This window comes from Nitratireductor mangrovi (genome assembly GCF_007922615.2).
Classification (GTDB): domain Bacteria; phylum Pseudomonadota; class Alphaproteobacteria; order Rhizobiales; family Rhizobiaceae; genus Mangrovimarina; species Mangrovimarina mangrovi.
Genome location: NZ_CP042301.2, coordinates 1,649,187 through 1,673,147, shown reverse-complemented (window position 1 = coordinate 1,673,147; position 23,961 = coordinate 1,649,187). Strand labels below are relative to the sequence as shown.

26 protein-coding genes are annotated in these 23,961 nt (G+C 64.2%); 18 read left to right on the top strand and 8 right to left on the bottom strand.

Features of this window, described 5'->3' with window-relative positions; translation table 11 throughout:
- Positions 1-73: 73 nt before the first annotated feature.
- Together FQ775_RS08245 and FQ775_RS08240 are read left to right on the top strand one after the other, a co-directional pair.
- Complete coding sequence (locus FQ775_RS08245; RefSeq protein WP_146301449.1) at positions 74-433, top strand: hypothetical protein; 360 nt, start codon at positions 74-76, stop codon at positions 431-433.
- A gap of 11 nt (positions 434-444) precedes the next feature.
- Positions 445-702, top strand: coding sequence for a hypothetical protein (locus FQ775_RS08240; RefSeq protein WP_146301448.1), 258 nt, complete (start codon positions 445-447; stop codon positions 700-702).
- Between the two features lie 16 nt (positions 703-718).
- On the opposite strand, the gene FQ775_RS08235 is transcribed toward FQ775_RS08240, so the two are convergent.
- The 5 genes from FQ775_RS08235 to FQ775_RS08215 form a co-directional block, all read right to left on the bottom strand.
- Positions 719-1,960, bottom strand: a complete 1,242-nt coding sequence (locus FQ775_RS08235; RefSeq protein ID WP_246730303.1) for an SAM-dependent methyltransferase — start codon at positions 1,958-1,960, stop codon at positions 719-721.
- Between the two features lie 92 nt (positions 1,961-2,052).
- Complete coding sequence (locus FQ775_RS08230) at positions 2,053-2,853, bottom strand: DUF1365 domain-containing protein (protein WP_246730302.1); 801 nt, start codon at positions 2,851-2,853, stop codon at positions 2,053-2,055.
- Positions 2,854-2,857: 4 nt separating this feature from the next.
- Entirely contained in the window at positions 2,858-4,201 is a 1,344-nt protein-coding gene (locus FQ775_RS08225; protein ID WP_146301446.1) for an NAD(P)/FAD-dependent oxidoreductase, read from the bottom strand.
- Complete coding sequence (locus tag FQ775_RS08220) at positions 4,198-5,661, bottom strand: cryptochrome/photolyase family protein (RefSeq protein ID WP_146301445.1); 1,464 nt, start codon at positions 5,659-5,661, stop codon at positions 4,198-4,200. The genes FQ775_RS08225 and FQ775_RS08220 overlap by 4 nt, the downstream gene beginning before the upstream one ends.
- An 81-nt stretch (positions 5,662-5,742) precedes the next feature.
- On the bottom strand, positions 5,743-6,717 hold the full coding sequence (locus FQ775_RS08215) for a LysR family transcriptional regulator (protein ID WP_146301444.1): 975 nt from the start codon (positions 6,715-6,717) through the stop codon (positions 5,743-5,745).
- Positions 6,718-6,881: 164 nt separating this feature from the next.
- Here FQ775_RS08215 and FQ775_RS08210 point away from each other — a divergent pair, with 164 nt between their 5' ends.
- From FQ775_RS08210 to FQ775_RS08160, 11 genes are all read left to right on the top strand, one after another.
- The gene (locus FQ775_RS08210) at positions 6,882-7,562 is read left to right on the top strand and encodes a Rieske (2Fe-2S) protein (RefSeq protein WP_146301443.1); all 681 of its coding nucleotides are present in this window, start codon (positions 6,882-6,884) and stop codon (positions 7,560-7,562) included.
- A 26-nt stretch (positions 7,563-7,588) separates the two neighbouring features.
- The gene (locus FQ775_RS08205; protein WP_146301442.1) at positions 7,589-8,464 is read left to right on the top strand and encodes an aromatic ring-hydroxylating oxygenase subunit alpha; all 876 of its coding nucleotides are present in this window, start codon (positions 7,589-7,591) and stop codon (positions 8,462-8,464) included.
- Between the two features lies 1 nt (position 8,465).
- On the top strand, positions 8,466-9,095 hold the full coding sequence (locus FQ775_RS08200) for a glutathione S-transferase family protein (protein ID WP_146301441.1): 630 nt from the start codon (positions 8,466-8,468) through the stop codon (positions 9,093-9,095).
- A complete protein-coding gene (locus FQ775_RS08195) occupies positions 9,095-10,069 on the top strand; it encodes a PDR/VanB family oxidoreductase (RefSeq protein ID WP_206064853.1) in 975 nt (324 codons plus the stop codon). The genes FQ775_RS08200 and FQ775_RS08195 overlap by 1 nt, the downstream gene beginning before the upstream one ends.
- Before the next feature lie 63 nt (positions 10,070-10,132).
- On the top strand, positions 10,133-11,713 hold the full coding sequence (locus FQ775_RS08190; RefSeq protein WP_146301440.1) for an ABC transporter ATP-binding protein: 1,581 nt from the start codon (positions 10,133-10,135) through the stop codon (positions 11,711-11,713).
- Positions 11,710-12,804: an ABC transporter permease gene (locus FQ775_RS08185; RefSeq protein ID WP_146301439.1), complete on the top strand. Its 1,095-nt coding sequence runs from the start codon at positions 11,710-11,712 to the stop codon at positions 12,802-12,804. The genes FQ775_RS08190 and FQ775_RS08185 overlap by 4 nt, the downstream gene beginning before the upstream one ends.
- On the top strand, positions 12,804-13,724 hold the full coding sequence (locus FQ775_RS08180) for an ABC transporter permease (RefSeq protein WP_146301438.1): 921 nt from the start codon (positions 12,804-12,806) through the stop codon (positions 13,722-13,724). The genes FQ775_RS08185 and FQ775_RS08180 overlap by 1 nt, the downstream gene beginning before the upstream one ends.
- Positions 13,725-13,764: 40 nt before the next feature.
- Complete coding sequence (locus FQ775_RS08175) at positions 13,765-14,838, top strand: BMP family ABC transporter substrate-binding protein (RefSeq protein WP_146301437.1); 1,074 nt, start codon at positions 13,765-13,767, stop codon at positions 14,836-14,838.
- A 59-nt stretch (positions 14,839-14,897) separates the two neighbouring features.
- Entirely contained in the window at positions 14,898-15,209 is a 312-nt protein-coding gene (locus tag FQ775_RS08170) for an acylphosphatase (RefSeq protein ID WP_206064852.1), read from the top strand.
- 55 nt (positions 15,210-15,264) lie between these two features.
- Positions 15,265-16,389 carry an S-(hydroxymethyl)glutathione dehydrogenase/class III alcohol dehydrogenase gene (locus FQ775_RS08165; RefSeq protein WP_146298234.1) on the top strand — a complete coding sequence of 375 codons (1,125 nt, stop codon included), beginning with the start codon at positions 15,265-15,267 and terminating at the stop codon, positions 16,387-16,389.
- 38 nt (positions 16,390-16,427) lie between these two features.
- Positions 16,428-17,282, top strand: a complete 855-nt coding sequence (locus tag FQ775_RS08160; RefSeq protein ID WP_146298233.1) for a hypothetical protein — start codon at positions 16,428-16,430, stop codon at positions 17,280-17,282.
- A gap of 6 nt (positions 17,283-17,288) precedes the next feature.
- On the opposite strand, the gene FQ775_RS08155 is transcribed toward FQ775_RS08160, so the two are convergent.
- Positions 17,289-18,500 carry an NADP-dependent isocitrate dehydrogenase gene (locus FQ775_RS08155; protein WP_146298232.1) on the bottom strand — a complete coding sequence of 404 codons (1,212 nt, stop codon included), beginning with the start codon at positions 18,498-18,500 and terminating at the stop codon, positions 17,289-17,291.
- A 203-nt stretch (positions 18,501-18,703) separates the two neighbouring features.
- Here FQ775_RS08155 and FQ775_RS08150 point away from each other — a divergent pair, with 203 nt between their 5' ends.
- Complete coding sequence (locus tag FQ775_RS08150) at positions 18,704-19,603, top strand: alpha/beta fold hydrolase (RefSeq protein ID WP_167812843.1); 900 nt, start codon at positions 18,704-18,706, stop codon at positions 19,601-19,603.
- Between the two features lie 2 nt (positions 19,604-19,605).
- Here the strand turns inward: FQ775_RS08150 and FQ775_RS08145 are convergent, their stop codons facing one another.
- Positions 19,606-19,872, bottom strand: coding sequence for a TfoX/Sxy family protein (locus FQ775_RS08145; protein ID WP_167812841.1), 267 nt, complete (start codon positions 19,870-19,872; stop codon positions 19,606-19,608).
- A 149-nt stretch (positions 19,873-20,021) separates the two neighbouring features.
- On the opposite strand from FQ775_RS08145, the gene FQ775_RS08140 reads away from it, so the two are divergent.
- A complete protein-coding gene (locus tag FQ775_RS08140; protein WP_146298229.1) occupies positions 20,022-20,873 on the top strand; it encodes an RNA methyltransferase in 852 nt (283 codons plus the stop codon).
- Complete coding sequence (gene murI, locus FQ775_RS08135; protein WP_146298228.1) at positions 20,866-21,660, top strand: glutamate racemase; 795 nt, start codon at positions 20,866-20,868, stop codon at positions 21,658-21,660. Before FQ775_RS08140 ends, murI begins: the two co-directional genes overlap by 8 nt.
- A gap of 13 nt (positions 21,661-21,673) precedes the next feature.
- On the opposite strand, the gene FQ775_RS08130 is transcribed toward murI, so the two are convergent.
- On the bottom strand, positions 21,674-22,378 hold the full coding sequence (locus tag FQ775_RS08130) for a hypothetical protein (RefSeq protein WP_146298227.1): 705 nt from the start codon (positions 22,376-22,378) through the stop codon (positions 21,674-21,676).
- 133 nt (positions 22,379-22,511) lie between these two features.
- On the opposite strand from FQ775_RS08130, the gene FQ775_RS08125 reads away from it, so the two are divergent.
- Both FQ775_RS08125 and FQ775_RS08120 read left to right on the top strand, forming a co-directional pair.
- Complete coding sequence (locus FQ775_RS08125; protein WP_146298226.1) at positions 22,512-22,697, top strand: DUF3008 family protein; 186 nt, start codon at positions 22,512-22,514, stop codon at positions 22,695-22,697.
- Between the two features lie 211 nt (positions 22,698-22,908).
- The gene (locus FQ775_RS08120) at positions 22,909-23,847 is read left to right on the top strand and encodes an SH3 domain-containing protein (protein ID WP_146298225.1); all 939 of its coding nucleotides are present in this window, start codon (positions 22,909-22,911) and stop codon (positions 23,845-23,847) included.
- Positions 23,848-23,961 lie beyond the last annotated feature (114 nt).

Genomic DNA, 23,961 nt, shown 5'->3' with positions numbered 1-23,961 from the left:
GCATCGGCAATATGTGCCGTGTAGGGCTGTCAACCGGCATCGTTTGGGGCTGGCGCCCCGCAGGAGTTCCGACATGAACAGGTTTTCAAGCAGACTTTCCTACCCCTTGTCCATCCTCGCGCTCGGCGCGGTTCTGACGCTACCGGCAGTTTCCGCCATGGCTAAACCGAAGAAGATCGTCAGCAATGGCTGCACCATGGAGCAGATCCAGTCACCGGCGGCCGGCGGATGCATCGACAAGATGGAGGACGATATCCTCAACAACCGGCCAACCTATCACGCCGTCTACTGCTCCTCGACGGGGCGCATCCTGTGCTGCCGCTACGATCAAGCCGGCAATACGGTCGACCATTCCTGCGAGATCATCGGCAACAGACGGCCACAGGCGTCCGTGGCCGACAGTCCGGGTCGTTTCGGCGTCGCGAAGAAATAAGGCGTGGAGCGATGAAAGCATGCGTTACGGCGATCCTTTCGGCCGTCGTCTTGTCGGCGTCGCTAGCGGTCGCCCATGCTGATGTCTCCAAGTCGACCGGCGGCAAGCATCAAATGGCGCCGGCCGCGCCGGCGCAGACCTCGAAGCGCAAGATCGACAAGACCTGCCTGATGATGTGCGACAAGTGGACCGACAAGGGCTGCGAGAAATGGGTCATGCGCTGCAAGGGCGATCCCGGTTACCCGAAGGGCCTGCTCTTGTCGCAATAGATGCCCGTCACGATAGTCAGGCCCTGTAGACCACCTGACGCACGTCGATGAACTCGGCGCGGAAGCCCGCCTCGCAGTAGTGGAGATAGAATTCCCACAGCTTGCGAAAGCGGTCGTCGAAACCCATCGGCAAGATTTTTTCCCATGAGGCCCAGAACCGCTTGCGCCACTCGGCCAGCGTGCGCGCGTAGTCTTGCGGGAAAACTCTCTCGCGCAGATAGGAAAGGCCCTCGTCGGCGCCGAGTTTCTTGAGGATTTCCGGAGTCGGCAGCATGCCGCCGGGGAAGATATAACGCTGGATGAAGTCAGGCCGGTTTCGATAGAGTTCGTAGGCGTTTTCGTTAATGGTGATGATCTGCAGCGCGGCCGTGCCGCCGGGCTTAAGGCACGTCTTTACCTTCGAGAAAAATACCGGCCAGTACTTCTCGCCAACCGCCTCGAACATCTCGATCGAGGCGATGTTGTCGTAGCGGCCGGTCTCGTCGCGATAGTCCTGGAGCTTGATCTCGACCTTGTCGCCAAGCCCCGCATTTTGGATGCGTGCCCGGGCGAAATCGTGCTGTTCGCGGCTGATCGTCAGTCCGGTCACCCGGCATCCGATCTCGCGCGCGGCAAATTCGGCGAAGCCGCCCCAGCCGCAGCCGATCTCCAGTACATGGCTTGTCTCGGTGATGCCGGCATCACGCGCCAGCGCCCGATATTTGGCCGCCTGCGCCGATTCCAGATCGTTGGCGCCGGTGGAGTAGAGCGCCGAGGAATAGGTCATGCTTGGATCAAGCCACGCCCGATAGAAGCTGTTTCCGAGGTCGTAATGGGCGGCGATGTTGCGTTTGGAGCCGCGGCGCGTGTTTTCGTTGAGCCAGTGGCGAACGCGCTGGATCGCCATCAGCAGCCAGTTGGCGCCACCGGCGACTTCCTCCCCGGTCTCCTGGTTGACGACGAAAAGCTCCAGGAAGGTGGTGACATCGGGGCTGTCCCAGTCGCCGTCGATGTAGGATTCGGCAACGCCGATCGTGCCCAAAGCCAGGGCCCTGCCGGGCAGCCGCCAGTTCTTCAGGATCACTTCCGCGTCCGGGCCCGGAGCGTGGCCGCCGACCCGCAGGCGCCGGCCGTCGGGCAGGGCAATGGTCAGCGCGCCTTTCGGCAGCCGCATCGCCGCCGACAACACCATGCGAGCCTTGGCCGGAAGCCCACGCGTCTCGGCGGCGAAATTGGCCTTTTCCAGCGTGACCGCTTGCCGCGAATCTTCCTTCGCCATCATGCACTCCCGTTCAGCGCGACGCGTGAACCGCCCCTTCGTCTCACGCGCCCGCCTTGCCCGGGCTTTGGCCGGCGCCGCGGCGCCGCGTGTCAGCCGGGAGGAGGCGGGCTCCTGTAGAATGGCGCCCCCTTCATCCAGAGCTTCAATGCTTCGAAGTGGATGCCGGCGATGATTTTCCACGTCAGCAACGGGAATCGCAAGAGGCACGACGCGAGTGCACGCGTCGTCACGGGTTGCGCACGTCCGGCAAAGGTCGCCGCGAGTACGGGCGCGCCGGCTTCGGTCTCGTTGATTCTCAGTCGCACCGTGTCCCCGGGCGGCAGGACGCTGAAGCCGTAGCGCGCATCCATCGAGATGAAGGGCGAGACGTGAAACGCTTTTTTTCTGCTCTGGCGCAGCCCGGCCGCGCTCAGTTCACCCGGCCGCACCGGTGCCACGTAAGAATGCCGCTCCCCGAAGGTGTTTCGAACCTCGTAGATCAGGGCCAGGAGCCGGCCGTTGTGCCCATAGGCGAAATAGACCGATAGCGGATTGAAGACGTAGCCGAATATGCGTGGGCAGGTGAGCAGCAGGATTCGCTCCGCAGCCTGCTCAAGGCCTTCACCCGCCAGCAGCCTGTCGGCATGCTCGCGAATCGTTCCACCCTCCGGTGCGTGATCCTTTTCGTCGAAAGTGAAAACATTGGGCCGGTTCACCGACAGCAGTGGCGACAGAGCGGCGATTTCGCCGAGCCGGTCAACGTCGAACGCAATCTGGAACATGGAGTAGCAGAAGCGGTGGCCAAAGGGCTTCAGCCGCTGGTGCATGACCTCGCCACGGTAAAGCGTTGCCGCGGCCGCGGGAGGCGGGCCGTTCTCGGCAAGCGTGGTGATGCGGTGCGCGTGTGTCACGGGATTACTCCGCCGCGATAGGCAGGTCGTTTCGCGTCCCGCGCCGGTCACGCCAGGGGATGGATGCGCCGAGCCGTTCCGCCACGTCGAGCCCCGAGCGCAGGCCGTCTTCGTGAAACCCGTGACCGGTCCAGGCGCCGGCGAACCAGCAATGGTCACGTCCCTGGATATCTTCCAGACGCGACTGCGCCGAAAGCGCTTTCGCGTCGAACTGGGGATGCTCGAAGGTCCATTCGCCGAAGGTTTTTTCCGGTGCCGGCTCCACAATCGGGTTAAGTGACAGGAAGAGCGGCTTGTCGCGGTCGATGCCCTGCAGGGCGTTCATCCAGTAGGTGACGCAGACCTCCGTTTCGGTGTTCATGGCATCGGTACGCAGATAGTTCCATGCCGCCCAGGCGGTGCGCCTCTTCGGCATCAGCCGGCGGTCGCGGTGCAGCACCGCTCGGTTCGGACGGTAGGCGATCGCCGACAGGATGGCGGCCTCGGCGGGGGAGGGGTTCTGGAGCAGATCGAGCGCCTGATCGCTGTGGCAGGCGAGCACAACCTCGTCGAAGCGCTCAGGCTCGTCTTCGCCAGTAAAGATCGTCACGCCACCCTGGTCGCACGAAATTGCTGTCACGGGGGTAGCGAGCCTTAGGCGGTCCTTGACCGGCTCGAGCAGTCGTTCGAGGTAGTTTTTCGCGCCGCCTGTCACGGTCCGCCAGACCGGGCGCTCGTGGTGGATCAGGCGATGATTCTCGAAGAACGACACAAAAGTCGCTGCCGGGTAGTCGAGCATGCGCGCCCGTGGCGTCGACCAGATCGCCGCCGCCATCGGGATCAGGTAGTTGTCGCGGAAGCCGGCCGAAAAGCCGCGGCGAGCCAGGTATTCGCCGATGGTGACGCCAGCCAGCAAACCTGCCTCGCGATCGGCCACGCATTGCCGGTTGAAGCGCAGGATCTCGCGCAGCATCCACAGGAATGACGGCGAGAAGAAATTGCGTTTCTGGGCAAAGATTGTCCGGTAGGTCTGGCCGCTCCATTCCAGCCGGCCGCCATCGAGGGACAGGGAGAAGCTCATCGGGCTCTCCTGTGTCACAACGCCGAGATGCGCGAAAAGCGCCGTCAGTTCCGGATAGTTGAGATCGTTGTAGACGATGAAGCCGGTGTCGACGGAGATGGGCACGCCGCCGTGGTCAACGGTCACCGTTGCCGTATGGCCGCCTGGCCGATCCGCGGCTTCGAAGAGCGTGATGTCATTGTCCGGAGCCAGCGCCCATGCGGCAGCCGCGCCGCTGATACCAGATCCGACGATAGCGATCCTGCGGCGGCCTGACGACGCCCCGCAGCCAAACCCGACGACCCTCATGCATCTCCTTTCATCTCCTTATGGGCCGCGAGCGCACGCTCTCTTGCCCTGCCGTGATCGACAGCAGGTACGGGATAAGTCTCGCCGAGTTTCACCCCGGCCTTGGAAAGTGCCCTTTCCGGCGCTTGCCACGGTTTGTGGATGAAGCGATCGGGCAATTTCGCAAGTTCCGGCACGAAACGGCGCACATAGGCGCCGTCGGGATCGAATTTTTCTCCCTGCAGGACGGGATTGAAAATGCGGAAATAGGGCGCGGCGTCGGCGCCGGAACCGGCGACCCACTGCCAGTTGGCCGGGTTGCTGGCCGGGTCGGCGTCCACCAGCGTGTCCCAGAACCAGACTTCTCCCTGGCGCCAGTCCTGCAGCAGATGTTTGGTGAGGAACGATGCCACGACCATGCGCACGCGGTTGTGCATCCAGCCCGTCTGCCAGAGTTCGCGCATACCTGCGTCGACGATCGGATAGCCGGTCCGGCCGCGCTGCCACGCGGCAAGCCGCGCTTTGTCCGGTCGCCATGGAAAGGCGTCGAAAGCGCTGTTGTAGTTCTTCGTGGCGAGATCGGGATTGTGAAACAGCAGGTGATGGCAGAACTCGCGCCAGCCGATCTCCTTGCGGAATTTTTCGATGTCGCCCCCCGGTGCGGAGGATGCCTCTTGCTTAAGGGCGTCCCAGATCTGGTAGGGCGTGATCTCGCCATGGGCGAGGTGCGGTGAAAGCCGTGATGTGGTGACGGTACCGGGAAGATCGCGGTTTTCGCCATAGCCGGCAAGGGTATCGGCGAAGAAGGAACGCAGCCTCGCTTGGGCACCTTCCTCGCCCGGCATCCACGCCGCGCGCAGTCCGCCGGACCAGTCAGGTTGCGACGGCAGCAGTTCGAACGCCGCCAGTTTCATGCTTTCGATTGGACCTCTGAAACCGTTGAGCGCCCGAGGCGCGCCCAGAGGAGGCCGCGGCTCGTCCGATGACGCCAGCGCGCGCCAGAACGGCGTGTAGACCTTGTAGGGCCCGCCATTGCCGGTGGTGACCAGCGACGGCTCATGCAGGAGGTGGCCGTCGAAGCTTTCCGCCGCCAGGTTGCTCTCGCGCGCCCATTGCTTGAGCGCCTTGTCGGCCGCCATGCTTGCCGGATCGTAGCGCCTGTTCCAGAGAAGGGTGTCTGCGCCGCTCTCGTCGACCAGGGCCTTCACAACCTCGACCATCTTCCCCTTACGTAGAGTCAAGGGCCCGCCGAGTTCGGCAAGCTTTTCCGCGAGCCTTTCCAGCGATTTGTGCAGCCACCAGCGCCGCGCCCCACCGAGGGGCCGGGTGCCACGGCTCTCCTCGTCGAGGATGAAGACCGGCAGAACGGGTCGACCGCTGGTAGTCGCGGCGCTCAGCGCCCGGTTGTCGGCCAGCCTGAGATCATGCCGGAACAAAACGATCACCGGCTTGTCGCTGGGCGTGGCCTTTACTGCGGACATTGAATGACTTTCCTTAGGCGGTGCGCGCGCCTTTGCAGCTGTTCAGCACGCGGTCGTGGACTGCACAGGCACCGAAGATACTCAAAGCCGCGGGAGCCGACGCTCAGCCACCGCGCCGCGGTCGAGCGCCGGATTGTGGCAGGCATAATAGTCGTAGTCGAAAATGGTGCTGAAATTCTGCGACACCGAATCGATCAGCGTGCGCAGGTTCGGGTTGGCAAGCCGGTGGCTGGCGAAGAGCGCGTACATCGGGATCTCGGTCGAGCGCCATTTCGGCAGAACCGGTTCCAGCAGCCCGTGCTCGACCTCGAGTGCCGCGAAGAAGGTCGGCATGAACGCGATACCGTGATTGTGGATCGCCGCGAGCTTCAAGACCCAGTAGTCATTGGTCAGGAACCTGGTGCTCGGCTGCAGGCTGAACTCGTGCTCGCCGTCGGCCAGTTCCCACAAGGTGGTGGTCTCGCCATTGTGGAAGCCGATCAGGTCGTGGCCGCGCAACTCACTTGGCGCTTGGGGATGGCCGTTCCGGGCCAGATAGCCGGGGCTGGCGTAGAGCCCGAAGGCGAAGCGGCCGAGCAGGCGCGCCGTCAATTCCGCCACCTGCGGCATCGGCGGCTCGCCGAGATAGAGGATGCAGTCGAGGCTGTCGCGCGAAGAAATCAGAGCGTCGCCGCGCAATACCATCACCTCAAGTCGAAGTTGCGGATGGTGGCGGGCGAAATGCAGCACCAGCGGCCCGACGAGGTTGGATGAGAATTCGCCCGAGGAGGCCACGCGCAGGGTGCCGACGGTGATGTTGCGGCTCCTGCGGGCTGCGTCGACGCCGCGCTCGCAGGCGCGACGGATGTTCTTGGCGTGATCGAGAAAGCTTCTGCCCGCGTCGTTCAGCACCAGCCGGTTGGTGGAGCGGATGAAGAGCGGCGTGCCGAGCTCGTCCTCGAGGCGGCGCAGCTGATGGCTGATCGTTGCCTTGGGCTTGGCCGCGGCTCGGGCCGCCGCCGACAGCGACCCTGTCGAGGAAATCTGGAGGAAAACCAGGACGTCATCGATCTGCATGGCTTGGTCCCTGTCCCATTCGGCGGGCCTGGCGTGTGTTCAAGGTTTTCGTACGAGCGTTTCAAAATATCCATCTGTGCGCCCCGGTCAATCACCCATAGGCTTCCTGAAACCAACGAAATGCGACCGGTGTCGACTGGTCGAATACGAAGGGAACAGAGGCTGTGGCAGAATTTCGCGACCGCTGGATCGCCGTGGGGCTCGATCATCAGGTACAGCCCGGCTCCTCCAATCCCGCCATCGTCGAGGATCAGCCACTGGCGATCTGGCGCGGCGAAAACGGCGCCGCCAACGTCTGGGAAGATCGCTGCCCGCACCGCGGCATGCGGCTCAGCTTTGGCTTCGTGCGCGGCAACATGCTGCGCTGTATCTACCATGGCTGGGGCTACGAGGCCGGCGGCCAGTGCGCCTTGATCCCGGCGCATCCGGAACTGACGCCTCCCAAGACGATCTGCGCCAACGTCTACCCGTCGGCCGAGCGCTACGGCATCCTGTGGACCAACCTTTTCAAGGATACACGGTCCGAACCGCCCGAACTCGGGCCGGCGGATGGTTGGGCGCCGGTGCGCAGTATCTACGTGAACCGGGATGCTGCCGCCGTCACAGAGCGCTTGCCGGAGGCCGACTGCGGCATGGCGGACGCCAGCATCAGCATGAACGGGCATGGCGCGGCCACCATCGAGGCCGGGCCCAACCTGACGCTGCTCGTCGCGATCCAGCCGGTGAGCGCCGAAAAATGCGGATTGCATGTGGTGGCCAGGGGCAAGGCGGCCGAAACGCCGGATGCCCGGGCCGCCCTCGCCAGGAAGATGGAACGTTTGCGCGGCGCGCTGGAGGCGCGGTGACGACAGGGCTGCAAGGGAGAGAGAAGATGACGGTAACGACGGATCCTGTGGTCCTCAACGAGTGGGTCGCCTGCGGCTGGCACGGCCAGGTCGTCGCCGGTGCGAGCTTCGACACGGTGGTCTTCGGACAGGACATCCGCGTCACGCGCACCGGCGAGACGGCATACGACATTCACGAGATCGGCGCCGACGGCTCGACCGGCCGTCGGCTGCCATCACAGCAACGCTACACCTGCATCTTCACCACGCTTGGCGAGCCGAGCCGCCCGCTGCCCGAAATCTCGGAGTTCGATGAGCCCGACAGACGCATCACCGGTTGCGGCAGCGTCGGCGTGCGCACGAGCCCGTACCGCATCATCGAGAACTTCCTCGACATGGCGCATTTTTCCTTCGTCCACACCAACGTACTGGGGGCGCCGGAACGCACCGAGGTGCTGGCTTACAAGACCGAGCATCGCAAGGACGTCGACGAGATCTGGGCGCTGGACTGCAAGTTCTTCCAACCGGCCGCATCGAAGGCGTCGACCGGCGGCCAGATCACCGACTACGTCTACCGTGTCATGTCGCCCTTCAGCGTCATGCTCTACAAGAACGTCTTCGGTGACCCGACCCGCAATGACGCGATCTGCGTCTTCGTGCAGCCGGTCGGCGAAACGGAATGCCTGGCCTACATGCCGATGGCGATCGTCGACCCGGACAGCGCGCTGGAGAGCATCATCGACTTCCAGCAGTCGATCTTCCTTCAGGACCGCATCATTCTGGAAAACCAACGCCCCGCGCTCTTGCCGCTCGATCCGACGATCGAACTGCCGACCCGCGCCGATGCCAGCTCGATCGCCTTCCGGCGCTGGCTGAAGGCCATGAACCTGCAGTTCGGCATCTACGAAAAGCAGGCGGCCTGAGATGACCATCAAGCTCTACGACTACGGACTGTCCGGCAGTTGCTACAAGGTGCGGCTCCTGCTCGATTTCCTCGAGATCGAATACGAGCGCGAGCAGATAGACTTCTATCCCGGCCGCGCGCACAAGAGCCCCGATTTCCTGGAGATCAATCCGCTCGGCCAGCTGCCGGTGCTGGACGATGACGGCGTCAGGCTACGCGACGCCCAGGCGATCCTCTGCCACATCGCCAACAAATACGACAAGGACGGCCAATGGCTGCCGCGTGAGCCCGCGCTTTTCGGCCCGGTCATGATGTGGCTGATGTTCGCCGGCGGCGAGCTGATGGCCGCCTCGGCGGCACGCCTGCACGACGTCATGGGCTACCGGCTCGACGTCGAGGCGGCGCGGCGCAACGCGCATGCCGCGTTTCGCATCCTCGACGACCATCTGACCGGACGCGAGATCGCCGACAAGAAATGGATCGTCGGTGACCACCCGACCGTCGCCGATATCGCCTGCTTTCCCTATACCGCGCTTGCCGGCGACGGCGGCATCGGCCACGAGGACTATCCGGCGCTGCGCAACTGGATGCGCGAGTTTCGGCGGCTGCCGCGTTTCGAAGCGATGTCGGGCGTGGCGGAGTTCGTGTGATGTCGAGCGCGGCCGGCGAAATGGAAGTCATCGTGCGCCAGGTGCGTGCCGAGACCTCCGAAATCCGCAGCTTTGTGCTGGAAGCCGCCAACGGCGCCACACTGCCGCCATTCGAGGCCGGCGCGCATATAGATGTCTATCCGATGAACGGCCTGCAGAGGCAGTATTCGTTGGTTAACGACCCGGCCGACCGCTCCCGCTACGTGCTTGGCGTCAAGCGTGAGCAGAACGGCCGCGGCGGTTCCAACGCCATGCACAGCCAGCTTACCGAGGGCTCGAAGCTTCGTATCAGCCGGCCGAAGAACAATTTTTCGCTGCGTGACAATGGCGGCAGGAGCATGCTGCTCGCCGGCGGCATTGGTGTCACCCCGCTCTTGAGCATGGCGCAGGCGCTCGCCGCGCGCGACGCCGACTTTGCGCTGCACTATTTTGCCCGCTCCAACCAGGAACTGGCCTTTCAGCAGCTGATCACCAGCAGCGGTTGGGCCGACCGCGTCTTTTATCATTTCGGCCTCGTGCCGCCGCTGCTCAACGATGTGCTGGCCGAGATTCTGAGCAGTCCCGGTGCCGACGACGTCATCTATCTGTGCGGTCCCAATCCGTTCATGGATGTCGTGCGTTCGTCGGCGGAGGAAGCCGGATGGCCGGCCGCCTCGGTCGCGCTCGAGCATTTTTCCGCGACTCCGCCGAAACTCACGCCGGATGCCGGCGAGTTTGTCGTCCGTCTCGCAAAGCGCGGCATCGAGCTTCTGGTGCCGCCCGACAAGGCGATCATCGACGTGTTGCGTGAGGCCGGCGTCGAGATCAAGACGAGTTGCGAACAAGGCGTCTGCGGCACCTGCCTCACCCAGGTGATCGAGGGCGAGCCCGAGCACAACGACCTTTATCTTTCCGACGAGGAGCACGAGAGCGGTCGGCTGATGACACCCTGCGTGTCGCGAGCCAGATCGAAACTTCTGGTGCTGGACCTTTAGGACTGTGACGATGATTCCGGTGAGAAGCAAAACGGCCCGCCGGGTGCAAATGGGAGACGAGTTATGAAGGCGGATGTGGGCGCCGACGGTGGCGCCGGGCGGCCGGCGGCAAACGGGCCGCTGCTTGAACTGGTCGGGGTGACCAAATCTTTCCCGACGGTCGTCGCCAATTCCGACGTGTCGCTGGCCGTGCGCCCGGGCGAAATCCACGCCATTCTGGGCGAGAACGGCGCCGGCAAGAGCACGCTGATGAAGATGATCTACGGCGTGCTCGCGCCCGATGCCGGTGAAATCCGCTGGCGCGGCGAGCCGGTCAGGATCGGCAATCCCGCGCATGCGCGCAGCCTCGGCATTGGCATGGTGTTCCAGCATTTCTCCCTGCTCGAGTCGCTGACGGTGGCCGAAAACATCTCGCTCGCCACGCCGGAGACTGCGTCGCGGCTCGCGCCCCGCATCGCCGAGATCGGTGATCGCTTCGGCCTGCCGGTCGATCCGCATGCGCTGGTGCATTCGCTTTCGGTCGGCCAGCGCCAGCGCGCCGAGATCATCCGCTGCCTGCTGCAGGAGCCCGGGCTCATCATCATGGACGAGCCGACTTCGGTGCTGCCACCGAGCGGCATCCCGCCGCTGTTCGACACGCTGCGCAAGCTCGCCGACGGCGGCTGCGCGGTGCTTTTCATCAGCCACAAGCTGGAGGAGATACGGTCTCTGTGCCACCGCGCCACCGTCATGCGCGCCGGCAAGGTGGTCGCGACCGTCGATCCGGCGGCTGAAACCAACGAGACCCTGGCCCGGCTGATGATCGGACATGATCTGCCGCGTTCGCATCGCACGGCGCCGCATCCCGGCGCGCATCCGGCGATGGAAATCCACAATCTCGACTATCAGCCTGAAGACCCTTTCGGCACCCGCCTCGAAGGCGTCGACCTGCCGCTCTATCCAGGCGAGATCGTCGGCATTGCCGGCGTCTCCGGCAACGGCCAGCGTGAGCTGGCCGCGGTGCTGTCGGGCGAGACGATCCTTTCCCGCCATGATCGCGACCGGATCAGGATCGGCGGCGAGAGTTGCGGTGATGCCGGCGCCGGCGTGCGTCGTCGCCTCGGGCTCGCATTCGTGCCGGAGGAGCGGCACGGCCGCGGCGCTGTGCCCGAAATGAGCCTGACCCGCAACGTGCTCTTGACCGCGCACGGGCGCGGCATGGTCCGGCGCGGGATGATCGCCTTCGGGCAGGCACGCGCCTATGCGGAAAAATGCATCGGCGCGCTCGACGTGCGCTGTTCCGGCGCCGACGCCGAGGCGCACAGCCTTTCCGGCGGCAATCTGCAGAAATTCATCATCGCCCGCGAGATCGCGCTCGGACCGAAGGTCATGATCGCCTCGCAGCCGACCTGGGGCGTGGATGTCGGCGCTGCCGCCTCGATCCGCCAGCAACTGATCGACCTGCGCGATCAGGGCGCGGCGATCCTGGTCATCAGCGACGAACTCGAGGAGCTTCTGGAGATCGCCGACCGGGTCCTGGTGCTGTTCCGCGGCCGGCTGTCGCCGTCGCTTTCCCGCGGTGAAGCCACCACTTCGCTCATCGGCCGCTACATGACCGGTGGCTTCCTCAACGAAAACCAGGCCAGGGAGGTGGAACCGGCATGACACGCTTGCCCTGGACCGTCGAAACGCGTGTCCATCGCTCCGCAGCCACGCCACTAATTGCCCCGGCTGCCGCCGTCGTCGTCACCATTCTCGGCGGCCTCGTCCTGATGAGCATGCTCGGGGTCTCGCCATTGCGGGCGCTCTATTACCTCTACGTCGCGCCGCTCTCGACAACCTTCAATGTCGGCGAGGTCTTGCTCAAGATGTCGCCGCTGCTCCTGATCGCGCAAGGCCTGGCAATCGGCTTCCGCGCCAAGATCTGGAACATCGGCGCCGAGGGCCAGCTCATTCTCGGCGCCATCGGCGGCAGCCTCCTGCCGATCTATTTCAACGACAGCCAGTCGCTCCTGATGCTGCCGGCGATGATCGTGATCGGCGCCATGTTCGGCATGGCATGGGCGGCGCTGGCCGCGCTCCTGCGAGTGCGGTTCAACGCCAACGAGATCCTGGTCACGCTGATGCTGAACAGCGTCGCGCTGCAACTGCTCTATTATCTCGTGGCGGGACCATTGCGCGATCCGTTCGGCTTCAACTTCCCGCAATCGGCGCTGTTTCCCGACGTCGCCATGCTGCCGGTGCTGATCCCCGGCACCCGCGTCAATGTCTCGCTGTTCATCGCCGGCGTTGCCACGGCGCTTGCCTGGGTACTCGTGCGCCGCAGCATGATCGGCTACAAGCTCGAGGTCGGCGGCACCGCGCCTAGCGCGGCGCGCTATGCCGGCTTCAGCGAAAGCCAGGCGGTCTGGCTCAGCCTGCTGATCGGCGGCGCGGCGGCTGGCCTTGCCGGCGTGTTCGAGGTCGCGGGCCCCCTTGGCCAACTGCAGCGCGTGATCTCGCCCGGCTACGGCTTTGCCGCCATCATCGTCGCCTTTCTTGGCGGGCTGAACCCTGTCGGCATCCTGTTCGCTGCCTTCTTCATGGCGGTCATCCTGGTCGGCGGCGATATCGCCCAGACCTCGGCCGGCGTGCCCTATGCGCTCAACACGGTGCTGCAGGGCATCCTTCTCGTCACCTACATCGCGGCGCGGCTTTTCGTCGACTACCGCGTGCGCCTGAAATCCGCCCTTCCAGCCAGCGAGGTCGCCACCTGATGCAGACGATCACCTTCGTTCTGGCCGGAACGCTGCTCGCGGCGACGCCGCTGCTCATCGCTGCGATGGGCGAGCTTGTCGCCGAGAAGTCCGGCGTGCTCAATCTCAGCATCGAGGGCATGATGGCGCTCGGCGCTGTGACCGGCTTCATCGTCGTCATGGAGACCGGCAGCTACTGGTCGGCGATGGCCGCCGGCGGGCTGGTGGCGATGCTTTTGTCGGCGCTGTTCGGCGCCGTCGTGCTGGTCGCGCTCGGCAATCAGGTCGCCTCGGGCCTGGCCGTCGGCATCCTCGGCGTCGGCCTCGCCGCGCTGATCGGCAAGTCATACGAAAGCAAGACGGTGCCGCCGATGCCGAAGCTGCCGATCCCGTTCCTTTCGGATATTCCGGTCATCGGCCCCGGCCTCTTCAACCATGTCGTCCTTGTCTATCTGGCGCCGCTGATGGCGGTCGGCCTGTGGTGGCTGTTCAGATATTCCAAGCTCGGTCTCGTTATTCGCGCGGTCGGCGAGTCGCCGCAATCCGCCCACGCCATCGGCTACGACGTGGTCAAGGTGCGCTTTCTGGCCGTGCTCACCGGCGGGTTCATGGCCGGTGTTGCCGGCGCCTTCATCTCGGTCGCCTCGACCACGCTATGGTCCGACGGCATGATCGCCGGGCGTGGCTGGATCGTGGTGGCGCTGGTCGTGTTCGGCACCTGGCGGGTCGGCCGCGTCGCCATCGGCGCCTACCTGTTCGGCGTCGCCAGTATTGCCGAACTGCTGGTGCAGAGCACCGGCATCGGCGTGCCGTCGCAGCTTCTGACCAGTATCCCCTACATCGCAACCATCGTCGCCATCGCGCTGCTTTCCATGGACGGGCGCCGCATCAGGCTCAACGCACCCGTCTCGCTGGGGCAGGTCTACCGCGAGGCGCAATAGCCAAGACAACAACAAGCCAGACCAACAGAGGAGAACGAGCATGAAGACCCGATTGATTTCCTGGCTCGCCGGCGCCGCGATCGCGCTGTCGGCCGCCGCCGCACAGGCCGAGCCGCTGAAGGCCGGCTTCATCTATCCCTCGCCGACAGCCGATGTCGGTTGGGCCAAGCAACTCGATCTCGGTCGCGAGGCGATCGAGAAGGAATTCGGCGACAAGGTCGAGACGGTTGTCGTGGAAGCGGTTCCGGAGGGCCCCGACGCCGCGCGCATCATGAACCAGATGGTCACCGACGGTGCCAAGTTCGTCATGCTCGGCTCCTTCGGCTACATGAATGACGGGCTGCGGCTCGCCCGCCAGCAGCCGGACGTGGCCTTCATCCATGCGAGCGGCTTCAAGCAGACCGACAATTTCGGGACTTTTACCGCGCGCAACTACGAAGGGTTCTATCTCGGCGGGCTCGCCGCCGGCATGGTGACCAAATCGAACGTCATCGGCATGGTCGCCGCATTCGCCATTCCCGAGGTCGTGGCCGAGGTCAACGCCATCACTCTTGCTGTGCGCAAGGTCAATCCCGACGCCGATATCAAGATCATCTGGCTCAACTCCTGGTTCGATCCGCCGAAGGCGCAGGAGGCCGCGCGGGCCCTGATCTCGCAGGGCGCCGATGTCCTGTTCTCGCTGCATCAGGACACACCGTCGGTGGTCAACATCGCCGAGGCCGAAGGCGTCCATGTCGTGAACACCTCGTCCGACATGAGCTCTTACGGGCCGAACAGCGTGCTTGCCTCGGTGACCAATGACTGGACCGACTATTTCATCGAGAGTTTCCGCGCCAAGCTCGACGGCAACTTCAAGGGCTCCGACTTCCGCGGAGGGCTTGCCTCGGGCGCCGTCAAGGTGACGGCCTGGAGCGACGACCTGACCGAGGCGCAGATGGCCGAGATCAAGCAGGCCGAAACCGACATCGCCAGCGGCAAGACGCATGTCTTCGCCGGTCCGCTCAAAGACCAGGACGGCAATGTGCGCGCCGAGGCAGGCACCAATCTGCCGGACGAGGCGATCTTCGGCATGAACTGGCTTGTCGAAGGCTTGAGCGGCTCGCTTCCTCAGTAAGGGTAACCTGGGCGCGGCCGTGTGCCAAAAGCCCCGGCCGCGCGACGGGGATCAAGGCAATGGATTATCTGACCGGCGACCTCGGCACCGGCGGCGCGCGCGAATGCGCGGTCGAACTCAGCTTTCAAGGAAGGCTGGGCGAACCGTTCGTCGCCTTTGCTCTGGCACGGGCCCAGCGGCTGAGCCTGCGCGGCTGGATCGAGACGGCGGATGCCGACAGCGCGATAGTAGTTGCTGAGGGGCCGGAAGCGCTGGTTGACGCCTTCGAGATTTGCTGCAGCCTCGGCCCTATGGACGCGCGGGTCGAGGAATGGCAGCGTGTCGCACGCGGGACGGGCCTGAACACAAAGACTTTCGAGCGGCGGGGCTGATCGGTTACCCGATCTGTTGCCGGACGAGACAGAAATTGAGCCAGGAGGACAAGGCATGAAGACACGGGCGGCTGTAGCGGTCGGGGCGGGCAAGCCGCTTGAGGTGATGGAGGTCGATCTGGAGGGGCCGCGCGCAGGCGAGGTTCTGGTCGAGGTCAAGGCGACCGGCATCTGCCATACCGACGAGTTCACGCTTTCGGGCGCCGACCCGGAAGGCATCTTCCCGGCCATCCTCGGCCATGAGGGTGCGGGTGTGGTCGTCGATGTCGGGCCGGGCGTGGAGAGCGTGAAGAAGGGCGACCACGTCATCCCGCTCTACACGCCCGAATGCCGCCAGTGCCCCTCCTGCCTGTCGCGCAAGACCAATCTGTGCACGGCGATCCGCGCCACTCAGGGTCAGGGCCTGATGCCGGACGGCAGCTCACGCTTTTCGGTCGGCGGCGAGAAGCTCTTCCACTACATGGGCTGCTCGACCTTTTCCAACTTCACCGTGCTGCCGGAGATCGCGCTGGCCAAGGTCAATCCCGACGCCCCGTTCGACAAGATCTGCTACATCGGCTGCGGGGTGACGACCGGCATCGGCGCCGTCATCAACACGGCAAGGGTCGAGGCGGGCGCGACCGCGGCCGTGTTCGGGCTCGGCGGTATCGGCCTGAACGTCATCCAGGGGCTGCGGCTTGCGGGTGCCGACATGATCATCGGCGTCGACATCAACAACGACAAGAAGGAGTGGGGCGAACGCTTCGGCATGACGCATTTCGTCAACCCGAAGGAGGTCGACGACGTGGTGGCCGAGATCGTCAACATGACCAAACGTGGCGCCGATCAGATCGGCGGCGCCGACTACACCTTCGACTGCACCGGCAACGTCAAGGTGATGCGTCAGGCGCTGGAATGCGCGCATCGCGGCTGGGGCGAAAGCATCGTCATCGGGGTCGCCGGCGCCGGCCAGGAGATCGCGACGCGCCCGTTCCAGCTGGTGACGGGGCGCGTGTGGAAGGGCACCGCCTTCGGCGGTGCTCGCGGCCGCACCGACGTGCCGAAGATCGTCGACTGGTACATGGACGGCAAGATCGAGATCGACCCGATGATCACCCACACGCTGCCACTCGAAGACATCAACAAGGGCTTCGACCTCATGCACGAGGGCAAATCCATCCGAAGCGTCGTCGTGTTTTAGACGAGAGCGTCCTACGGGGCGCAGCGCAGGAGGCCGGCATGGCCAGGAAGATCGCTGTCGTCGCCGTTCACGGCATAGGCTCCTTCGACAGGCGTCCTTCCGACAGCGCCACGCTTTCGTTTTCGGCCGATCTCGAACGGCTGGTGCGGAGCCGTGTGGAGGAACGACTGCCGGGCGCTTTCGCCAGCGATGTGGCCTGGCGCGAGGTGTTTTATGCCGACATCACCGAGGAAAACCAGAACGCCTACTTCTCGCGGGTGAAGCGCCAGCTCAATTTCGACAGGTTGCGCGAATTCGCAATCAAAAACCTGGGCGACGCCGCCGCCTATCACACGGCGCGCGGCGATCCCAATCATGACGTCTATCGCCGTATCCACGAACGCTGCGCCGAGACCTTGCAGGCGCTCGAAGACGACACCTTCGAAGCCGCACCGCTGGTCGTGCTCGCCCATTCCATGGGCGGGCACGTCATGTCCAACCACATCTGGGACCGACAGAGCGACGCCCGCCTGAGCGTGGCGCGTGTCTCCAGCTGCAATACGATCGCTTCCTTCGTCACCTTCGGCTGCAACATTCCGCTCTTCACCTTTGCCTACAGCTACGACCAGATCTTTCCGATCGCCGATCCGGGCAGCGGGCTGCCCGATCATCTGCGCCCCAGGAGGTGGTGGCTTAACGTCTACGACAAGGACGACGTGCTGGGCTATCCGCTGGCCAATCTAGGGGCCGGCTACAAGAAGCTGAAGGATGCCGGAGCGCTGGCCGACCGGCAGATCAATGCCGGCGGCTGGCTGACGTCATGGAACCCGCTGTCGCACAACGGCTATTGGCGCGACAGCGATTTCGTCGACGAGGTCGCGAAGATACTCGTTCGCCTGCTGAAGCAGGTATGACTGGCGTCAGGCCATCGCCTTCTGCAGGTTCTCGTCGATCTTGTCGAGGAACCCGGTGGTGGAAAGCCAAGGCTGGTCCGGGCCGATCAGCAGCGCCAGATCCTTGGTCATGAATCCTGATTCCACCGTCTGGACGCAGACTTTTTCCAGAGTCCCCGCAAACTTCGCCAGCGCTTCGTTGTCGTCGAGCTTGGCGCGGTGGGCAAGCCCACGGGTCCAGGCGAAAATCGAGGCGATCGAATTGGTCGAGGTCTCCTCGCCCTTCTGATGCTGGCGATAGTGGCGCGTGACCGTGCCGTGCGCGGCTTCGGCCTCGACGGTCTTGCCGTCCGGCGTCATCAGCACGGACGTCATCAGGCCGAGCGAGCCGAAGCCCTGCGCCACGGTGTCGGACTGAACGTCGCCGTCATAGTTCTTGCAGGCCCAGACATAACCGCCCGACCATTTGAGGTTGGCGGCGACCATGTCGTCGATCAGCCGGTGCTCGTACCAGATCTTCTTTTCCTTGAACTTGGCCTCGAACTCGGCCTCGTAGATCTCCTGGAAGATGTCCTTGAAGCGCCCGTCATAGACCTTCATGATCGTGTTCTTGGTCGACAGATAGACCGGATAGCCGCGCTGCAACCCGTAATTCAGGGAGGCGCGGGCGAAGTCGCGGATGGAATCGTCGAGATTGTACATCGCCATCGCAACGCCCGAAGACGGCGCGTCGAAGACCTCGTGCTCGATCGTCTGGCCGTCCTCGCCGACGAACTTGATGGTCAGCTTGCCCTTGCCGGGGAACCTGAAATCGGTCGCGCGGTATTGGTCGCCATAGGCGTGACGGCCGACGATGACCGGCTTGGTCCAGCCGGGAACCAGCCGCGGCACGTTCTTCATGATGATCGGCTCGCGGAAGATGACGCCGCCGAGAATGTTGCGGATGGTGCCGTTGGGGGAGCGGTACATGCGCTTTAGGTTGAACTCCTCCACGCGCGCTTCGTCCGGCGTGATGGTAGCGCATTTCACGCCGACGCCGTGTTCGCGGATCGCGTTGGCGGCGTCGACGGTCACCTGGTCGTCGGTGGCGTCGCGGTGCTCGATGCCGAGATCGAAATATTGGAGGTCGATGTCGAGATAGGGGTGGATCAGCTTGTCCTTGATGAACTGCCAGATGATGCGGGTCATCTCGTCGCCGTCGAGTTCGACGACGGGATTGTCCACCTTGATCTTCGCCATGGAAAGTCCTCGTTTTCTAGAAATCGCGACCGTACGGCCGGGGTGCCTGGGAATGGGTTGCGGCCCCTATATCAAAGCCGTCAGGGGCGCGCAAACGGGACGAAAATCGCCACTGAGGCGCAGGCCGCCGCTTTATGCACGCCGCCTCGCTTGCGTTGTCGTTGAGGGTGTTCGATCCTTGCCGCGGCAGAACGGAGGAAGGTGTGAGCGCCCCCGAATTCTTTGCGGTTGATACCGGCGAGGTCACTTTGAATTGCGCCGCGCTCGGGGCTCCTGGGAAGCCACTGGTGATTTGCCTGCATGGCTTCCCCGAATATTGGGCCGCCTGGCGTGCCGTGATGGAGGCGCTTTGTAAAGACTTCCGTCTGGTCGCCCCGGACCAGCGCGGCTTCAACCTCTCCTCCAAACCGGAAGGCGTCGACAGCTACCGAGCCCGTCACATGGTGGCCGACCTTGATAAGCTCGCAGAGCAGCTGAGCCCGGATCAGCCTTTCGTCCTTGCCGGCCATGACTGGGGCGCTTCGGTTGCCTATGCCTATGCGTTCGCGCGCCCGGAACGGGTCAGTCATCTGATCATCGCCAACGGCGTTCACCCGGCCGTCTTCCAGCGCGCGATCTTTGAGGACGAGGGCCAGCGCGCGGCCAGCCAGTACATCAACACCCTGCGCGCCGAAGGTGCCGAGGCGCGGATGGCTGCGGACGGCTATCGGCGAACGCTGCGCATGATCGAAGGTTTTTCGAAGACGGACTGGATGACGCCTGAAACGAGGAGCGAGTATGTCGCCGCGTGGTCGCAGCCGGGCGCGATGACCGCGATGCTCAACTGGTACCGCGCCTCGCCCATCATTGTGCCCGAACCAGGCGCGCCGTCAGAGGAAAGTTTCGTGCTGACGCTGCCCGACGAGGCCGTAGCGGTGCGCATGCCGCATCTGGTGTTGTGGGGCGAGGACGACGAGGCGCTGCGGCCTGCCTGCGTCGAGGGACTGCCGCGTTACGCTCCCAGTCTGGTCGTTCGCCGCGTGCCCGGTGCCGGTCACTGGATCCTGCACGAAAAGCCGGCACTTGTTGCGCAGGCAATACGCGAGTTTGTCGCAACCGGCTGAACCTATTTCTTTTGTTTGGGCGGCAAAGCGCCGACAAACCGGGTCGCGGTCGCGATCCACTCGAGGATTGCGGCATCGCTCGCCAGCTTTTCTGCCGCGACGATCACGAAACCCTTCATCGGCCGGCCAGTGAAGTCCATCCGCCTTGCTTCCGGCCGCGCCAGTGCTTCAGCTTCCTGCTCGGGGCCGACGCGGAACATTGCATCACCATCCTTCATGGTGCCGCACAACATGTTGCCGTTGAGCGTGAAGCAGATGCCGCCGAACATGCGGATTTCACCCGTGTTGGGATCGTCCGCCATGAGGGCGCGCATCCGGTCTGCTATTGCCGCGGTCATCGCTTCCTCTGACCGTGCTTCTCTTTCCTGCCCGAATGTGGCAGGGACGCTGCCTGCGCGCAATTTGCCGGAAGGACGGAATGGCAGAGCAAGACGGGCGGCTTGCAACCGAGGGGCCGGCGATCATTCTGGTCGAGCCGCAGCTCGGCGAGAATATCGGCATGGTGGCGCGCGCGATGGCGAATTTCGGACTGTCCGAACTACGCCTGGTCAACCCGCGCGACGGCTGGCCGAACGAGAAGGCGCGTGCCGCCGCCAGCCGCGCCGACCATGTGATCGACGCAACCACGCTCCACGACACGACCGCGGACGCGGTCGCTGATCTCAATTTCGTCTTCGCGACCACGGCGCGCGCCCGAGATGGCTTCAAACCAGTACGAAGCCCGGTGGAGGCGGGCAGAGCGCTTCGGTTGCGCGGCGGTGATGGCCAGCGAACGGGTATTCTGTTCGGGCGCGAGAAATTCGGGCTCTCCAACGAGGAAGTTTCGCTCGCCGACGAGATCGTCACCTTCCCGGTCAACCCCGCATTCTCGTCCCTCAACATCGCCCAAGCTGTGCTCCTGATGTCCTATGAGTGGATGAAATCGGGGCTTGAGGATGAAACGGCGACCGCTTTTGCCGGACCGGAGATGACGCCGGCACGCAAGGAGACCCTTGAGAGCTTTCTCGGTCACCTGGAAAACGCACTCGAAGCTCGCGGCTACTTCAGACCGCCGGAAAAAAAGCCAAAAATGGCCGCGAACCTGCGCTCCGTGCTGACCAGGCCGGGATTCTCGGATACCGAGATCAAGCTTCTGCGCGGTGTCCTGTCGTCGCTCGACTATTTCTCGCCGGCGGAGCCGCGTGGATCGGGCTATCCGGAGCGCAAGGCACGCGCCGACCGCGCGACAGGCCGCGACGTGAACCCCGAAGACGAGACCGGCCATGGCTGAGCGGCCGGTGCTGGTATTCGATTCCGGTATCGGCGGGCTCACCGTCTTGCGCGAGGCGCGGGTGCTCATGCCGGACCGCCGCTTCGTCTACGTTGCCGACGATGCCGCCTTTCCCTATGGCGCCTGGGACGAGCCGGCCTTGCACCGGCATATCATCACGCTGTTCGGACAGCTGCTGCAGGCGCACGATCCCGAGGTCTCTGTCATTGCATGTAATACAGCCTCGACGCTGGTTATCGACGCGCTGCGCGAAGCCTATCCGGGCCGGCTGTTCGTCGGTACTGTGCCGGCCATCAAGCCGGCGGCCGAGAGGACGCGATCCGGCCTCGTGTCCGTCCTGGCGACGCCGGGGACGGTGAAAAGGCAATATACGCGTGACCTTATCCGCGAATGGGCCGCAAAATGCCATGTCCGGCTGGTCGGCAGCGTCGGGCTTGCCGCATTGGCCGAAGCATATATTCGCGACGGCTTCGTTGACGAGGATATGGTGCGAGCCGAGATCGAGCCGTGCTTCGTCGAGCGCGACGGGCGGCGCACGGATATCGTCGTTCTTGCCTGCACGCATTATCCGTTTCTGGTCAACCGCATGCGCAAGACCGCGCCGTGGCCCGTCGACTGGATCGACCCTGCGGAAGCGATCGCACGTCGGGCCCTGTCGCTGCTGGGGCGCGGGGAACCTGAAGACCGTCTCGCCAACGGCCCTGATCCGGCCATCTTCACTTCCGGAAAGGCCGACGCCGCGATCCGCCGCGTCGTCCAGGGCTTTGGCCTGGCCCTTCGCGACTAGACTGCAAGCCACTTCATCGTGGCACGCCATCCGCGGGAAAACGGTCGGCATAGGCCGACAGGTAGCTGCCGCCCTTGGCGAGGCCGAGCTTGTCGGTGAATTCCTTCAGCTTATTGGCGTCGTCAAGCGTCAGGTAGCCATCCTCGCCCCCGACAATCACCGGGTAGAGCGGATTGCCAGGCATGCGGTTTCCGACGAATGCCGCCAGTTCGGGCTTTTGCCGATTGACGTCGGCCACGGTCCGGAAGGCGGCGTCGAGATCGGCATGCGACGACACGATCACCCAATAGCGCTCGGCCTTGGGGTCGGGCAGATCCTGGATGCCGAGCAATATCTTGAGTCCGTCGAAAATCCCGCCACGGCCAGGCGCATTGACGGTCTGGGCATGGGCCGTGGTGACGAAACCCGCATGATCGAGCGAGGCGACGTCGTTGAGCACCGCTTTCGTGGTCCAGGGCGCAATGATCGCCGGCGCGGATACGCCGATGGCGAAAAGCTTCATGCGCAGGTTCTCGTCGGTCAGCCAGGCAACCACGGCGCCGAGAAACACCAGGATCGGCAAGACGATGAAGATGGTGACCTTCAGTTCGGTCGCCTCGACCCATTGCTCCTGCTCGACCAACTGGCTCAACTTGGCCGCATCGAGCGCCAGCAGCTTTGACATCCACGCCGCTAATCCGCCAAGCGCGCCGATGAAAGCTCGGATGATTCCATTCATCTCATCCTCCCTTTTGCGTGGGGTGGACAGGTTCGGAATATTAGCGTTGCGGTGGACAAGGCGCTGTGAAGCGGTTCACGGAACCGGCGCGCCGGGACTGCGTTTCCACATCGGTGCAACCGGAGATGAAGCCATGCCCGCCCAATCCAAGGCACAACAAAAAGCCGCCGGCGCGGCACTTGCTGCCAAGCGTGGCGAGATCGACCGCGATGAACTCGTGGGTGCCTCGCGCGAGATGTATGACTCGATGTCGAAGGCCGAACTGAAGGAACTCGCAGAGACAAAGCGCGAAGGCCTGCCGCCCAAGAAGGACGGTTGATCCAACTGCACACCGGAAATTTCGCCGGCATCAAACGAATGCCACATTCGGCGCTAAGGTTCCTTGCCAACGGAGGGGACGCTGCAACATCGTCCAATCCGGCATGCCGTTTGGCATGACGTAAACACGAAGCCATACTGGCGGGGGCGCTTGATGATTGCCGCAAAAGTCGGCGGTGATCTCGCGTGGAGGCCGGAGAGTGACGCGTTACTTGGACGAATCCAAACCATTCGCCGGGCGAAGGATGCGCTCGGCTTTCGATGAGCCAATCGCTGTTTTCCAATCATCTGCGCCACGCGCGGGCGCTGATGGTGTTGCGCTGCCGGCGTTGATTGCGTCGATGGTCGTCGGCGCCGGCGTCGCTATTGGCGTTCTTTTCGTTTCGAGCCAGTCCGGCTCCGCCACCCCCGAGGCGACAGACACCCCCGCTCAGGTCGCGGCCGCGTCGGCGCAAGTCGTGGACGAAGCGCCGGTTGAGAAGCCCGATGGCAACGCTGAGGTGGCGCTGCGGGAACCCATTGCGGAACCGGTCGTTGCGCCCGAGCGCCTGGCCGCTGCAACGAGTGCGCCTATCGGTACCGATGATTCTCCGCTGGGAAGCGACAATCCGCGGTGGGCCGTGAGAACGGGGGCTGACAAGCATGCCGCCGTCGCCGCTATTGCCGCTCTTGCCGATGCCAGGAATGAAGAGGGACCGAAAGAGGCCGGACGAGAACTGGGCTACGCCACCGCGGCGGTCGATGCCGAGCAGCCGCTCGAGGTTGAGCAGGAAGCTGCTCCCGCGCCGAAAATCGCCGAGCCCAAGCCGGCAGCCGCGGCCCCGGCCGAGAAGAAGCCCGAAGCGGCGGCACCGCCAGCTGCAAGCAGCAGGGCGCGCGTGACCACCGCCGTGAACATGCGCCGCGGGCCGGACAACGGTGCGGGGGTCGTTGCCGTCATACCGGGCGGGGCGGAGATCGGCATCATCGAATGCCGCATCTGGTGTCATGTCGAACATGACGGCCGCAACGGTTACATCTTCAAGCGCTTCGTTCGCCAGCAGGTTCGGGCGGAACCGCAAACCGCCAAGTCGGATGATCGGGCGCCGACCCCGGAAGAAATGAAGGCCGACATCGCCAACCACCGCCTGGCGCAACGCGGAGGCCGTTGACATTTTTCACGCGATCGCCTAACGACCGCGCAAGCACCGGCTCGCAAGGGCCGGTGCTTTTCAATGACGTGTCCCGCGGATTCCTGCTCCATCGTGCGCAGGCGATCCTGTCAG